Annotated in this window: 12 protein-coding genes and 1 pseudogene; 9 read left to right on the top strand and 4 right to left on the bottom strand. The window is 71.3% G+C overall.

What is annotated here, in order from left to right; all coding sequences use genetic code 11:
* Positions 1–105: 105 nt before the first annotated feature.
* The 8 genes from MOX02_RS21860 to MOX02_RS21825 all read left to right on the top strand — a co-directional run bounded on the left by MOX02_RS21860 (position 106) and on the right by MOX02_RS21825 (position 5,711).
* Complete coding sequence (locus MOX02_RS21860) at positions 106–900, top strand: inositol monophosphatase family protein (protein WP_147027913.1); 795 nt, start codon at positions 106–108, stop codon at positions 898–900.
* Between the two features lie 84 nt (positions 901–984).
* Positions 985–1,203, top strand: coding sequence for a hypothetical protein (locus tag MOX02_RS21855; protein ID WP_147027912.1), 219 nt, complete (start codon positions 985–987; stop codon positions 1,201–1,203).
* Positions 1,204–1,297: 94 nt separating this feature from the next.
* On the top strand, positions 1,298–1,843 hold the full coding sequence (locus tag MOX02_RS21850) for an adenine phosphoribosyltransferase (RefSeq protein ID WP_147027911.1): 546 nt from the start codon (positions 1,298–1,300) through the stop codon (positions 1,841–1,843).
* A gap of 192 nt (positions 1,844–2,035) precedes the next feature.
* Positions 2,036–2,170, top strand: coding sequence for a 50S ribosomal protein L34 (gene rpmH / locus MOX02_RS21845; protein WP_012253788.1), 135 nt, complete (start codon positions 2,036–2,038; stop codon positions 2,168–2,170).
* A gap of 58 nt (positions 2,171–2,228) precedes the next feature.
* Positions 2,229–2,765 carry a ribonuclease P protein component gene (rnpA, locus tag MOX02_RS21840; protein WP_147027910.1) on the top strand — a complete coding sequence of 179 codons (537 nt, stop codon included), beginning with the start codon at positions 2,229–2,231 and terminating at the stop codon, positions 2,763–2,765.
* Entirely contained in the window at positions 2,755–4,599 is a 1,845-nt protein-coding gene (gene yidC / locus MOX02_RS21835) for a membrane protein insertase YidC (RefSeq protein WP_147027909.1), read from the top strand. Before rnpA ends, yidC begins: the two co-directional genes overlap by 11 nt.
* Before the next feature lie 78 nt (positions 4,600–4,677).
* On the top strand, positions 4,678–5,328 hold the full coding sequence (gene yihA, locus MOX02_RS21830) for a ribosome biogenesis GTP-binding protein YihA/YsxC (protein WP_147027908.1): 651 nt from the start codon (positions 4,678–4,680) through the stop codon (positions 5,326–5,328).
* Between the two features lie 5 nt (positions 5,329–5,333).
* Positions 5,334–5,711: a DUF423 domain-containing protein gene (locus MOX02_RS21825; RefSeq protein WP_147027907.1), complete on the top strand. Its 378-nt coding sequence runs from the start codon at positions 5,334–5,336 to the stop codon at positions 5,709–5,711.
* A gap of 9 nt (positions 5,712–5,720) precedes the next feature.
* On the opposite strand, the gene MOX02_RS21820 is transcribed toward MOX02_RS21825, so the two are convergent.
* The 3 genes and pseudogenes from MOX02_RS21820 to MOX02_RS33155 form a co-directional block, all read right to left on the bottom strand.
* Positions 5,721–7,673, bottom strand: coding sequence for a putative bifunctional diguanylate cyclase/phosphodiesterase (locus MOX02_RS21820; RefSeq protein ID WP_147027906.1), 1,953 nt, complete (start codon positions 7,671–7,673; stop codon positions 5,721–5,723).
* 267 nt (positions 7,674–7,940) lie between these two features.
* Positions 7,941–9,398: a short-chain fatty acid transporter gene (locus MOX02_RS21815; RefSeq protein ID WP_147027914.1), complete on the bottom strand. Its 1,458-nt coding sequence runs from the start codon at positions 9,396–9,398 to the stop codon at positions 7,941–7,943.
* Positions 9,399–9,566: 168 nt separating this feature from the next.
* A pseudogene (locus MOX02_RS33155) lies at positions 9,567–11,156 on the bottom strand (putative bifunctional diguanylate cyclase/phosphodiesterase).
* A 343-nt stretch (positions 11,157–11,499) separates the two neighbouring features.
* Here MOX02_RS33155 and MOX02_RS21800 point away from each other — a divergent pair.
* Complete coding sequence (locus MOX02_RS21800) at positions 11,500–12,063, top strand: sugar O-acetyltransferase (protein WP_147027903.1); 564 nt, start codon at positions 11,500–11,502, stop codon at positions 12,061–12,063.
* 43 nt (positions 12,064–12,106) lie between these two features.
* On the opposite strand, the gene MOX02_RS21795 is transcribed toward MOX02_RS21800, so the two are convergent.
* Positions 12,107–12,790: a metallophosphoesterase family protein gene (locus MOX02_RS21795; protein ID WP_147027902.1), complete on the bottom strand. Its 684-nt coding sequence runs from the start codon at positions 12,788–12,790 to the stop codon at positions 12,107–12,109.
* Between the last annotated feature and the right edge of the window lie 200 nt (positions 12,791–12,990).

Here is a 12,990-nt window from a genome sequence, read left to right as displayed (position 1 = left end):
CGCCGGCCCGCCGCATGGCGGCCCCGCCGCGCGTCGGGGTCGATCTTTTCGCCGTTTGCGCTAAACCCCGCGCCAGCAGAAGCCCCGGCGAACTCTCGGACAGCGATGATCTCCTCCCCCCTGATGACCGTGATGGTCGATGCCGTGCGCAAGGCCGCGCGCGGCCTCAAGCGCGACTTCGGCGAGGTCGAGAACCTGCAGGTCTCCCGCAAGGGACCCGGCAACTTCGTCTCGGCGGCCGACCGCAAGGCCGAGGAGACCCTGCGCGACGCGCTGATGCGGGCGCGGCCGGGCTACGGGATGGTGCTGGAGGAGAACGGCGTCATCGAGGGGCAGGACAAGTCCCACACCTGGCACGTCGACCCGCTCGACGGCACCACGAACTTCCTCCACGGCATCCCGCATTTCGCGATCTCGGTGGGGCTCGAGCGCGACGGCCAGATCGTGGCCGGCGTCATCTACGACCCGATCAAGGACGAGCTGTTCGTGGCCGAGCGCGGCAAGGGCGCCTACCTGAACAACCGGCGCCTGCGCGTCTCCGGCCGCACCGACCTCGCCGACGCGCTCGCGGCCTACGGCACACCCTATCTCGGCCGCGGCAACCACCCCCGCCTCCTGCGCGAGGTGGCCGCCGTGATGGCGGTGACCGGCGGCACGCGGCGCCTCGGCTCGGCCGCGCTCGACCTCGCCTACGTCGCCTGCGGCCGGCTCGATCTCTACTGGGAGCGCGACCTCCAGACCTACGACATGGCGGCCGGCGTCATCCTGGTGCGCGAGGCGGGCGGGTTCGTGACGTCGGCCGACAATGCCAGCGAGCCCCTCGCGGCGCGCTCGGTGGCCGCGGGCAACGAGGTGCTGCACCGCGAGCTGGTCGGCATCCTGCGCAAATGCAGCGCCTGAGCACGCGCTGAGCCCGAGACGGCCGGAACACCCCCTCCGGCCGCCGGGTTGGCCCAGGACACGCGATCCGAGACGGAGGTGTCCATGGCCGGCGACAAGACCCACGACCAGCAGATCCGGATCATCGAGCACAAGGAGGGGCCGAACGTGCCCGCCGGCGGCGGCGCCCATATCCGCAACAGCCCGGAGCGGGCGCCGCGCTCGACCTCCCAGCAGGAGAGCCGGGACCACAACAAGCACAACAACCCCGGCCAGGAGGGGCACCGGCCGCAGAAGCACGGCCCGGACGAGATGAAGGGCTGACGGCGCGAGGGGCGTCCCGCTGGGGTCCAAGCTGGTCAGCGGGCGCGGCTTCTGCCAAAACCCGCCCTGCCGACCTCCCGGAGAGCCAGCAAGCATGGACGCCCGCCGCCACGTCGCCCTGAAGGACTCGATCCGCTCGATTCCCGATTACCCGAAGCCCGGCATCATCTTCCGCGACATCACCACCCTGCTCAGCGACCCGCGCGCCTTCCGCCGCGCCGTCGACGCCCTGGTGCACCCTTATGCGGGCGGGCGAATCGACCAGGTGGCGGGCATCGAGGCGCGGGGCTTCATCCTCGGGGGCGCGGTGGCCCACCAGCTCTCCTCGGGCTTCGTGCCGATCCGCAAGAAGGGCAAGCTCCCGCACAAGACGGTCTCGATCGCCTACGCGCTGGAATACGGCACCGACGAGATCGAGATCCACGTCGACGCCATCCGGCCGGGCGACCGCGTGGTGCTCGTCGACGACCTCATCGCCACCGGCGGCACCGCCATGGCGGCGGTGAGCCTGCTGCGCCAGGCCGGCGCCGAGGTGGTGGCCGCCTGCTTCGTCATCGACCTGCCCGAGATCGGCGGCGCGCAGCGCCTGCGCGACCTCGGCGTCCCGGTGCGCACGCTGATGGAGTTCGAGGGCCACTGAGGGTCGACGGAAGGGCGTCCGCGCCTCCGGCGAACGTTGACTCAGGGCCCCCCTTCCGCCATAAGCCGCCACGTCGCGACGTGGCGCCCCGTTCGGGCGCCCTTCGCGCTTGCAGACAATTTTCAGGACGCGAAGGTCCGGCGCGGAACCTGCCGCCCGCGATCGCGCCTCGACCTTTGGAGGCCTTGAGCCATGAAGAGAACCTACCAACCGAGCAAGCTCGTGCGCAAGCGCCGCCACGGCTTCCGCGCCCGCATGGCCACCGCCGGCGGCCGCAAGGTGATCGCGGCCCGCCGCGCCCACGGCCGCAAGCGCCTCTCGGCCTGAGCCGGACCGGCGCGCCCCGCGGCGCGCCGACGGCTCGCCCCTCGCGGGCTCCGCGCCGGTGGCGACGATCGAACGGCTGCGGCGACGGGCCGATTTCCTGGCGGCGGCGGATGGCCGCCGCTTCCATACCGAGCGGATGACGGCCCAGGGCCGGATCCGCGAACCGGGTGAGCTGCGCGACGGTGTGCCCGCCACGGGACTGCATCTCGGCTTCACGATCACGAAGCGGGTCGGCCACGCCACCGAGCGCAACCGCATCCGGCGGCGCCTGCGGGAGGCCGTCGATGCCGTGGCCGAGGATGCACCGGTGATCGCCGCCGACATCGTCCTGATCGCGCGCCGCCCGGCGCTCAGCGCCCCCTTCGAGACCCTGAAGGACGACCTGCGCCGCGCGCTCTCCGCGGTGACGCGCCCGCGCGGCCCGAAGCCCGAGCGGCCGCAGGGGCGCGCCCCTGGCGCCCGGGGCGGCCAGCCCACACCTACCCGCCGAGACGAACCGCGGCCCGGGGCCCGGCCGGCGGCGACGGAGGCGGACGCTGCCCGCCTCCCCTCCTCCCAGACACACGCGTGCGACGGATCCAGCGATGGGCAATGACAAGACCAACATGATCGTGGCGATCGCGCTGTCGCTCGTGGTCCTGCTCGGCTGGAACTACTTCGTGGCGGCGCCCCGCGTGGAGCAGCAGCGCCAGGCCACGGCGCAGAACCAGGCCGCGCAGCAGAGCCCCGGCGTGACGCCGGACGGCGTGCCCTCGCCGAGCCCGAAGGAGGGCGGCCCGGCCGCCCCCGCCCCCGGCACCCTGCCGAACCAGGGCGCGCCGATCGCCCGCGAGGCGGCGCTCGCCCGCTCGCCGCGCGTCCGCATCGAGACCCCGGCGCTCGCCGGCTCGATCGCCCTCAAGGGCGGCCGGATCGACGACATCTCGCTCAAGAACTACCACGAGACCGTGGACGACAAGAGCCCGCGCATCGTCCTGTTCTCGCCCGCCGGCACCGACACGCCCTACTACGCCGAGTTCGGCTGGGTCGGCCAGAACGCGGGCCCGCTGCCCAACAACGACACGCTCTGGACGGCCGACCGCGAGGCGCTCTCCCCCGGCAACCCGGTGACGCTGAGCTTCGACAACGGTGCCGGGCTGATCTTCCGCCGCGTCATCGCGGTCGACGACAAGTTCATGTTCACGGTCCGCGACGAGGTCGAGAACAAGGGCGCGAACGCGCTGACGCTCTACCCCTACAGCCTCGTCTCGCGCTGGGGTAAGCCGCACACCCAGGGCTACTACGTGCTGCACGAGGGCCTGATCGGCGTGCTCGGCGGCGACGGCCTCCAAGAATACACCTACGACCATCTCGCCAAGGAGCCCGCCTACGGCGGCCCGACCACCAAGGGCAAGGCCTGGGCGAACGTGACCGGCGGCTTCGTCGGCATCACCGACAAGTACTGGGCGGCCGCCGCGATCCCCGACCAGGCCACCGCCTACACGGGCGCCTTCACGGAGCGCTCGGAGGGGGCCACCAAGGTCTACCAGGCGAGCGTGCGCGCCGACGGGCGCAGCGTCGAGCCGGGCGCCACCGCGGCCTCGACCCAGCGCCTGTTCGCGGGCGCCAAGGAGGTCAACACCATCAACGCCTACGAGCGCGACCTCGGCATCAAGCAGTTCGACCTGATGATCGACTGGGGCTGGTTCCACTTCATCACCAAGCCGATGTTCCGGGCGCTGGACTTCTTCTTCCACCTGTTCGGCAACTTCGGCGTCTCGATCCTGGTCGTGACGCTGATCCTGAAGATCTTCTTCCTGCCCATCGCCAACCGCTCCTACGTCTCCATGGCCAAGATGAAGGCCGTGCAGCCGGAGATGCTGTCGATCCGCACGCGCTACGCGGACGACAAGGTGAAGCAGCAGCAGGCGATGATGGAGCTCTACAAGAAGGAGAAGATCAACCCGGTGGCCGGCTGCTGGCCGGTGCTGATCCAGATCCCGGTCTTCTTCGCGCTCTACAAGGTGCTGTTCATCACCATCGAGATGCGGCACGCGCCGTTCTTCGGCTGGATCCAGGACCTCGCCGCGCCGGACCCGACGAGCATCGTCAACCTGTTCGGCCTGCTGCCCTTCGCGCCGCCGGACTTCATCCACCTCGGCATCTGGCCCATCATCATGGGCATCACGATGTTCGTGCAGATGAAGATGAACCCCGCGCCGCCGGACCCGGTCCAGGCGCAGATCTTCACCTTCATGCCGATCATCTTCACCTTCATGCTGGGCTCGTTCCCGGCGGGTCTGGTGATCTACTGGGCTTGGAACAACCTGCTCTCGGTGATCCAGCAATACGTGATCATGCGGCGCAACGGGGTGAAGGTGGAGCTCTGGGACAACCTCAAGGGCACGTTCCGCCGCTCGGGCTCCGAGAAGGCGACCGCCAAGAGCTGACCGGACGCGCTGCGACGCAGCGCGCCGACCGCGCGAGAGCAACGGGCCGCGGCGCCGGCCGCGGCCCCCGGGACAACGATGGACGACACCGAGATCGATCCGGCCCTCATCGAGACCGGCCGCCTGCTGTTCGCGGGCACGGCCGACTTCGTCTCGGCCGCGCCCTCGCTGGGCAGCCTGCCGCCGATGCGGGGCGTCGAAATCGCCTTCGCCGGCCGCTCGAACGTCGGCAAGTCGAGCCTCGTCAACGCGCTGACCGGGCGCAACACGCTGGCGCGCACCTCGCACACGCCGGGGCGCACGCAGCAACTCAACTTCTTCGACATTAACGGGCGCTTCACCCTGGTCGACATGCCGGGCTACGGCTTCGCGGCGGTGGAGAAGGCCAAGGTCGCCGCCTGGACGGAGCTGATCCACGCCTACCTGCGGGGCCGGGCCAACCTCGCCCGCGTCTACATGCTGATCGACGGCCGCCACGGCCTGAAGACGATCGACACGGACGTGCTCGACGGGCTCGACAAGGCGGCGGTGAGCTATCAGATCGTCCTGACGAAGGGCGACGAGCTCAAGAAATCCGAGGTCTCGGCCCGCATCCGGGGCGTCGAGGCGGCCCTGGCGCGGCGCCCGGCCGCCTATCCCGAGGTGCTGCTCACCTCGAGCCGCGATGCGCGCGGCATCGCGGAGCTCCGCGCGAGCATCGCCCGCCTCGTCGCCGAGCACGGCGGCTGAGCGCGATGCGGGCACCGGTCGATCGCGCCGTCGTCGCCCTCGCCGGGCTCGCCGGCCTCCTCGGCGTCGCCGCCAGCGCGGCGGCCGCCCACCGCCCGACGGAGGGCGATTCGCTGCGCGTCGCCGCCCAGTTCCTGCTGTTCCACGCGCCCGCGCTCCTCGGCCTCGCGGCGCTCGCCCGCACGGGCCTCGTGCGGGCCCTGCCCGCCCGGCTCGCCGCCCTGACCCTGATCCTCGGCCTCGCCCTGTTCTGCGGCGACCTCGCCCTCCGGGCTCTGTCCGGAACGCCGCTTTTCCCGATGGCCGCCCCCAGCGGCGGCGTCCTGCTGATGCTGGGCTGGCTCCTGGCCGCGCTCGCGCCGCTCCTCCCGGCGCGGGACTGAGCGGCCGGCTCAGGCCGCCGAGACGACGCGCGCGTCCGCGTCGCCCGCGGCACCTCGGGCGCAGGCGAGCGCGGCAGCCTCCTCGGCGGGGAGCGGCCGCGAGAAGAAGTAGCCCTGCATGCTCCGGCAGCCGAGCCGGCCGAGCAGGACCATCTGGGCCTGCGTCTCCACCCCCTCCGCCACGCAGTCGATGCCGAGCTTGCGGCAGAGGCCGCTGACCGAGCGCACGATGTCCCGGCAGGCCGGGTTCGTCAGGATCTCGCTCGTGAAGGAGCGGTCGATCTTCAGCTTGTCGATCGGCAGGCGGTGGATGTAGCTGAGGCTCGAGAAGCCGGTCCCGAAATCGTCGAGGGCCACCGCGATGCCGAGCGCCTTGAGGGCGTCGAGCGTGTCCTTGGCCGCCGCGAAGTCGCGGATGATGGCCGTCTCCGTCACCTCGAAGGCGATCCGCGCCGGGGAGACGCCGCTCGCCCGGATGATCTCGGCGGCCCGGGCGGCGAAGTCGGGCATCATGATGTCGTGCGCCGAGAGGTTGAAGTAGAGGTGCACGCGCTCGGGCCACTGCGCGGCGCCGGCCAGCGCCTTGACGAGCAGCACGTCGGTCATCAGGCCGATCAGGCCGGCATTCTCCGCCGCCGTGATGAAATCCACCGGCGACACGCGCCCGATCTCGGGGCTGTACCAGCGCGCCAGGGCCTCGAAGGCGATGATGCCGTTGCGGTCCGCGTCGATGACGGGTTGGAACTCCAGCCTGAGCTCGCGCTGGAAGTCGGCGTTGCGGAGCGCCTGCGCCACCGCGTTCGCGCGCCGCAGGCGCGCCTCCTGGGCCGGCGAGAAGCGCATGCAGCCCGCCCGCCGGTCGAGCTTGGCCTCGCGCAGGGCGTAGTGAACCTGCTCGTGCAGGTGCACGACGTCCCGGCTGGACGCGCGGGCGCTCGCGAAGCCGATCGAGGCGCTGACGCGGACGGTCCGTTCCGCGAGGTGCAGCGGTTGCCGCAGCGCCTCGCCGATCCGGCAGCAGAGATCGAACGCGTCGTCGGCGCTCTCGCCCCCGGCCACGACGAGGCCGAACTCGTCGCCACCGAGGCGTCCGAGCCGGTGCCGCTCGCCGCAGAACTCGCCGATCCGCATCGCGATCTCGGCGAGGGCCGCGTCGCCGATCGCGTGACCGTACATCTCGTTGACCGTCTTGAACCCGTCGACGTCGATCACGGCGAGGTGGATCTCGGCGTCGGGCGACGAGGCCGCGACGATCGCGTCGAGATCCGAGAAGAAGCTCCTCCGGTTCGGCAGCCCCGTCAGCAGGTCGACGCGCGCGAGGCGCTCCGTCTCGCGGTTCAGGCGCTTGAGGTCGCCGTGCTGCCGGACGAGCTGCCGGAACCTCGCGGAGTACAGGACGGTCAGGTAGAGCAGGCCGCCGCCGGAGATCACGCAGATCATCGTGCCCGCCTGGACCAGCGCGACGCCGGTCGCGATCTTGACCAGTCCGACCGGCACGAGGGCGGAGAGCGCCGTGAGCGCGGCCGAGCGCAGGTGCAGGAGGCTGACGGTGCAGATGGCGATGGTGGCGCAATCGTGGATCACCGCGACGAGAACCTGCGCGGGCGTCCCGTAGCTGGCGAGCGCGGCGCTCCAGGACGCGAGCGCCAGCACGAAGGCGCCGGTGACCGCGTTGAGGACGATGATCCGGCGAGGGACCGCGCTCAGAGGGATCTCCCGCCGCGACTGCCTGAGGAGGAGAAGGCTCCGCAGCCCGAACCCGGCGAGCAGGAGCGCCAGCGGCCCGCCGACGAGCGGTGCCGGCGCGGTGTCGAGGAACGCGAGGGACAGGATCAGCGCGTTGATGCAGTGGACCGCGCAGATGATCGGCGCGATCCGCATGACCTCGCGCAGCTGCTCCCGCTTCTCGCGCAGCGACGGGTCGTCCGTCGCGCGTGCGTCCTCGTGCCGATCGAATGCCATGTCGGTCTCGATGCCGCCTGACACCCAGAGCGGTGTCGAGGGCGCATCGTGGCGCCGATTTGAGAAGAAACCGTGAAAAACGGCCGAAACACAGTTTTCTGTGCCGACGTCTTGAGAAAAGACCGGTCGTTGGACTGGTAATTCCGTATCTGTATTGTCGGAAGTATTGGGGTAAGGAGTAAAATCTTAGGTTGAGCGTTCCCCGCGGCCGGAGCGAGGCCGCCCGGGTCGGGCGGCCTCGCTCCGCGGTTCGGGCGGGCTTTCCCCTCAGCCCGGCATCACCGGCGGGTGGTAGGTCAGGGTGAAGGCGAGCGCCCACAGCAGGAACAGCACCACCGGCAGGTGGATCAGGAGCTGCAGGAAGCTGAAGCCCACGATGTCGCGCGCCTTGAGGCCGAGGATCCCGACAAGGGGCAGCATCCAGAACGGGTTGATCAGGTTCGGCAGCGCCTCGGCCGCGTTGTAGACCATCACCGCCCAGCCGAGATGGACCTTCAGCTCGTTGGCCGCCTGCATCACGTAGGGCGCCTCGAGGAGCCACTTGCCGCCGCCCGAGGGCACGAAGAAGCCGAGCACCGCCGAGTAGACGCCCATGGCGAGCGGGAAGCTGCCGGTCGTGTTCAGGCTGACGAAGGCGTGCGAGATGACGTCCGAGGTGGAGACGCCGGCCCCGTTCTTGGCCCCGGTGAGCATGGCGCTGATCGCCGCGTAGAGCGGGTACTGGATCAGGATGCCGGCGGTGGCGGGCACCGAGCGCGCCACCGCCACGAGGAAGCGCTTCGGGCGCCAGTGCAGGAGCAGGCCGAGGGTGAGGAACAGCAGGTTGTAGGTGTTGAGGTTCGAGATCGCGGTGATCCAGGACTGGCGCGCGAATTCCTGCACGATCCAGCCCGCCGCGATGGCGACGAGGAGCACGGTCAGGATCGGCGAGTGCTCCAGCCACTCGCCGGGCTGCTTCGGGCGCCCGAGATCCTCGTCCTCCTTGGAGACGTCGACGCCGAGGCGCTCCGCCGTCATGGCATTTGCCGGTCCCGGTGCCGAGATGTAGGCGATGGCCACCGAGATCACGAACAGGATCACCGCGACGAGGATCGACTGCCACAGGAAGATCGTCTCGCTGAACGGGATCACGCCCGTGATGGCCAGGAGCGCCTTGGGCAGGCTGGCCGGGTTGGCCTGGAGCTGCGCGGCCGAGGAGGAGAGCCCGAGCGCCCAGGTGGCGCCGAGGCCGAGATAGGCCGCCGCGCCGGCGGCGCGGTAGTCCATGTGCAGGTCCGCGCGCCGGGCGAGCGCGCGGGCGAGCAGGCCGCCGAATATCAGGCTCAGCCCCCAGCTCAGGAAGGAGGAGAGCATCGTGGCGGCGGCGACGAAGCCGACCGCGCCCCGCCCCGTCTTCGGCACGAGCGCGAGCCGGTCGATCAGCGCCTGGACCGGCGGGGAGGTCGCCACGACGTAGCCGCCGATCGTGACGAAGACCATCTGCATGGTGAAGGGGATGAGGCTCCAGAAGCCGTCGCCGAAGCTCTTGGCGACCGCCATGGCCGGGGCCCCGTTGGCGAGCGCGCCGAGCGCCACCACCACCACCGCGATGGCGACGAAGATGAAGGCGTCCGGGAACCAGCGCTCCGCCCAGGCCGTGAAGCGGATGCCGAGGTCGGCCAGCCGGCCCTCCTCGCTCCGCCCGCCCAGTCCCGGCGACGGGGCGCCGGGGCTGCGCGGCGGCATTCCGGCCGTCCGGCGTTCGGTCTCGGTGGTGTCGTTCTGCATCGGCGCCTCGCGCGGGCGCCTCCGCCTCGCGCCCGGCGCCAGTCTCGCGGAGGCGGCGCCCGCGCTCAAGCGCCGCGGCGGGGCGAACCGGCCGATCCCCTGACAATCGGCGCGCCGGTGCCGCGATCAGGCGGCGCGGGGCGTCTCGGGGAGCGACGCGGCGGCCGCGAAGCGTTCGAGGAAGGCGGGGACGCGTTCGATCCGCATCGGCGCGTGGAAGTGGTAGCCCTGCATGGTCTCGCAGCCGAGGGCGCGCAGAACCGCGGCCTGCCCGGCGCTCTCCACCCCTTCGGCCACGCAGGCGAGGCCGAGGTTGCGGCTCATCAGCACCACCGTGCCGACGATGTCCCGGCACACCGGCACCGTCTCCAGCTCGCTCGTGAAGGAGCGGTCGATCTTGAGCCGGTCGAGGGGCAGGCGGTGCACGTAGCTGAGGCTGGAGAAGCCGGTGCCGAAATCGTCGAGCGCGATGCGGCAGCCGACCAGCTTCAGGCCGTCCAGGCTCGCCTTGGCCTGGCCGAAGTCGCCGATCAGCGCCGTCTCGGTCACCTCGAAGGTGACGCGCGACGGCGCCACCCCGCTCTCGGCGATGATGCGCGCCGTGCGGCCGACGAGATTCGGGGAGACGAGGTCGCGGGCCGACAGGTTGAAGGAGAGGCCGATCTCCTCGGGCCAGTCCCGGACCGGCGCCAGGGCCTTCGCCAGCAGGACCTCGGTGATCGGCTGCATCAGGTCCGCGGCCTCCGCCACGGCGATGAACTCCGAGGGCGGGACGGCGCCCAGATTCGGGCTGTACCAGCGGGCCAGCGCCTCGAAGGCGACGACCCGGTTGCGGACCACGTCGACGAGCGGCTGCATGAGCACGGTGAGCTCGGCGCCGAGATCCGCCTGGCGCAGAGCCTGCTCGACCAGGTCGCGCCGCCTCAGGGCCTGGTCGAAATCCGCCGTGAAAACGACGGTGGTGCCGCGCGCGGTCTCCTTGGCGTGGCAGAGCGCGCTGTCGGCCCGCTCGATGAGGCTGTCCGGGTCCGCCTCGCTCGGGAGGGCCGCCGCGAACCCGATCGAGGCGCCGAGCTGGACCGTCCCCTTCGCGAGCCGGATCGGCCGCGCGATGCCCGCGTTGAGGGCCGCGCCGAGCTCGGCGGCCGGCGTGCTCCCGGCCGGACCCGAGACCACGAACCCGAACTCGTCGTCGCCGAGGCGGGCCACGAAGACCGTCCCGCTGCGGAACGCCTGCAGCCGCCGCCCGACTTCGCGCAGCAGCGCGTCCCCGGCCGTATGCCCTTAGGTGTCGTTGACCGGCCGGAACCCGTCGAGGTCGATCAGGCCGACGGCGACCTCGTGCCCGTTCCGCAGCCGCGCGCCGAGCGCGGCTTCCAGGTGGGCGAAGAAGCTCGGCCGGTCGGGCAGGCCGGTGAGGAGGTCGTGGCCGGCGAGGCGCAGGTTGTCGTCGACGAGCCGCCGCACCTCGCTCGACTGCTGAACGAGCGAGGCGAACACCCGGTCGTAGGTGAAGGCGAGGTGGGCCGTCGCGGCGGCGAGCACCAGGAACGCGACCGCGATGGCCCGGACGATGCCGTTGCCGGTCGCGAGGACGAACAGGCTCGCCGGCACCGAGACCGCCACCGCGATCAGCGCCGCCGACCGGACGTGCAGCAGGTCCGGGCGGTCCGGCGCGACCCGGAACAGGCGGAGAAGGGAGCGCAGATGTCGCATGCCGTTCCGACCTCGTTCCGCCCATCCGTCCGGAGCGATGTGCGTATTACGCCAGACAGAGATGAAGACCCGCTTGACCCGCGTGATGTTCGCGGATCTGCGTAAGAACAAAAATTGCCCTCAAGCGCACTCGGCTCCACGACGTCGTCACGACTGGACAATATACTTTCGATATCGACGAGATATTCGCCAACACTGCATGTCGTTCGAGCCGTATTGCTGTTTTTCGTCGGTCGCGCCCGCGGATCATCGATGCGTGAGCGCCCTTCAGGGCGGCCGGCTTGTATGCGAAAACTGCTCAGTGCCCGCACCGGATGCGGGCCGCGGGAGGCGAGGAGCGCGGATGATTCGGACCGAGAAGGAGAAGATGCTCGCGGGCGAGCTCTACCACGCGGGCGACCCCGAGATTCAGGCCGACCTCGCCGCGACCAAGGCCTGGCTCGTGCGCTACAACGCCTCCCTCGGTCTGGCGCCCGCCGACCGGCGCGGGCTGCTCGTCGAGCGCCTCGCCGAGGTCGGGCCCGACGCGGTGATCCGGCCGCCCTTCTTCTGCGACTACGGCTTCAACATCGCGCTCGGCGCGGGCGTCTTCCTGAACTTCAACTGCGTCATCCTCGACGTCGTCCCCGTTCGGATCGGCGACGGCACGCAGATCGGTCCGCTCGTGCAGATCCTGACGGCGGACCACCCGCGCGACCCCGAGATACGCCGGTCCGGCCTCGAGTTCGGGCGCCCCATCACGATCGGGCGCAACGTCTGGATCGGGGGCGGCGCCATGATCATGCCGGGCGTCGCGGTGGGCGACGACGCGATCATCGGCGCGGGCAGCGTCGTCACCCGGGACGTGGCGCCGGGCGCCACGGTGGTCGGCAACCCGGCCCGCGCCGTGGTGCCGAAGGCGACCTGAGCGGCGCGCGGCCGTCCGCGTGAACCCGCGGCCCGGCGGACCCTCACGCCTCGTAGCGCCGGGCCGGGACGCTCAGGAACTCCACGGCCGGCCCCTGCGCCTCGGTGAAGACGCCCGCCGTGAGCGCGCCGCCGTAGACGGCCGCCGTGTCGAGGTTGGTGCGGTGGCGCAGCACGTCGGGGCTGCCGGAGGTCAGGGGCGTGTGGCCGTGCACGACGTGCCGGCCGAAGTCGAAATCCACCGAGAGGAACGGCTCGCGCATCCAGATCCGGTTCTGGACGTCGGGGTCGGGCGGGGTGCAGCCGGGGCGGAAGCCGGCGTGGACGTACCAGCGCCGCGCGTCCGCGTGCACGCTCGGCAGGGTCTCGATCCAGTCGAGCACGTCGCCGGGGAAATCCTCGATCGCGTCGAGGCCGAAGGAGCTCAGCGTCTCGCCGCCGCCGTTGCGCAGCCAGTGCTCCGTGGCGCCCGGCGTCTGCAGGCAGGCGAGCAGCATCGCCTCGTGGTTGCCGATCAGGCAGGTGACCCGCTCCGGGTCGTTCCAGTGCAGCCGCCGCACGGTGCGGATCACGCCCGCGCTGTCGGGGCCGCGGTCGATGTAGTCGCCGAGGAAGACGAGCCGGTGCGGCCGGCCGGCGCGGTGCGCCTCGATCCTGGCCAGGAGGGCGTCGAGAAGCTCGCAGCAGCCGTGAACGTCGCCGATGGCGTAGGTGAGAACGTCGGACATCGTCCCGCACTGTCCTCGCGCGGGCGCGCAAAGAAAAGCCCCGGCGGCCGTTCGGACCGCCGGGGCGCAGGGTTTCCGGGAGCGTCCGCCCCGTCCCGCCTCAGTTCAGCGTGACGTTCGCGGGCCGGCGCTCGGCGCCGACCGTGGTGTCACCGAGCATCAGGCCCATCGGGCCCACATGCACCGGCACGGTCTCCCCG

Source organism: Methylobacterium oxalidis, from assembly GCF_007992195.1.
GTDB lineage: Bacteria > Pseudomonadota > Alphaproteobacteria > Rhizobiales > Beijerinckiaceae > Methylobacterium > Methylobacterium oxalidis.
This window is presented reverse-complemented; position numbering and strand designations above follow the sequence as displayed.

Coding starts and splice junctions, on each gene's coding strand:
- MOX02_RS21860 (WP_147027913.1), top strand. CDS start 106: ATGATCTCCTCCCCCCTGATGACCGTGATGGTCGATGCCGTGCGCAAG.
- MOX02_RS21855 (WP_147027912.1), top strand. CDS start 985: ATGGCCGGCGACAAGACCCACGACCAGCAGATCCGGATCATCGAGCAC.
- MOX02_RS21850 (WP_147027911.1), top strand. CDS start 1,298: ATGGACGCCCGCCGCCACGTCGCCCTGAAGGACTCGATCCGCTCGATT.
- rpmH (WP_012253788.1), top strand. CDS start 2,036: ATGAAGAGAACCTACCAACCGAGCAAGCTCGTGCGCAAGCGCCGCCAC.
- yidC (WP_147027909.1), top strand. CDS start 2,755: ATGGGCAATGACAAGACCAACATGATCGTGGCGATCGCGCTGTCGCTC.
- yihA (WP_147027908.1), top strand. CDS start 4,678: ATGGACGACACCGAGATCGATCCGGCCCTCATCGAGACCGGCCGCCTG.
- MOX02_RS21825 (WP_147027907.1), top strand. CDS start 5,334: ATGCGGGCACCGGTCGATCGCGCCGTCGTCGCCCTCGCCGGGCTCGCC.
- MOX02_RS21820 (WP_147027906.1), bottom strand. CDS start 7,673: ATGGCATTCGATCGGCACGAGGACGCACGCGCGACGGACGACCCGTCG.
- MOX02_RS21815 (WP_147027914.1), bottom strand. CDS start 9,398: ATGCCGCCGCGCAGCCCCGGCGCCCCGTCGCCGGGACTGGGCGGGCGG.
- MOX02_RS21800 (WP_147027903.1), top strand. CDS start 11,500: ATGATTCGGACCGAGAAGGAGAAGATGCTCGCGGGCGAGCTCTACCAC.
- MOX02_RS21795 (WP_147027902.1), bottom strand. CDS start 12,790: ATGTCCGACGTTCTCACCTACGCCATCGGCGACGTTCACGGCTGCTGC.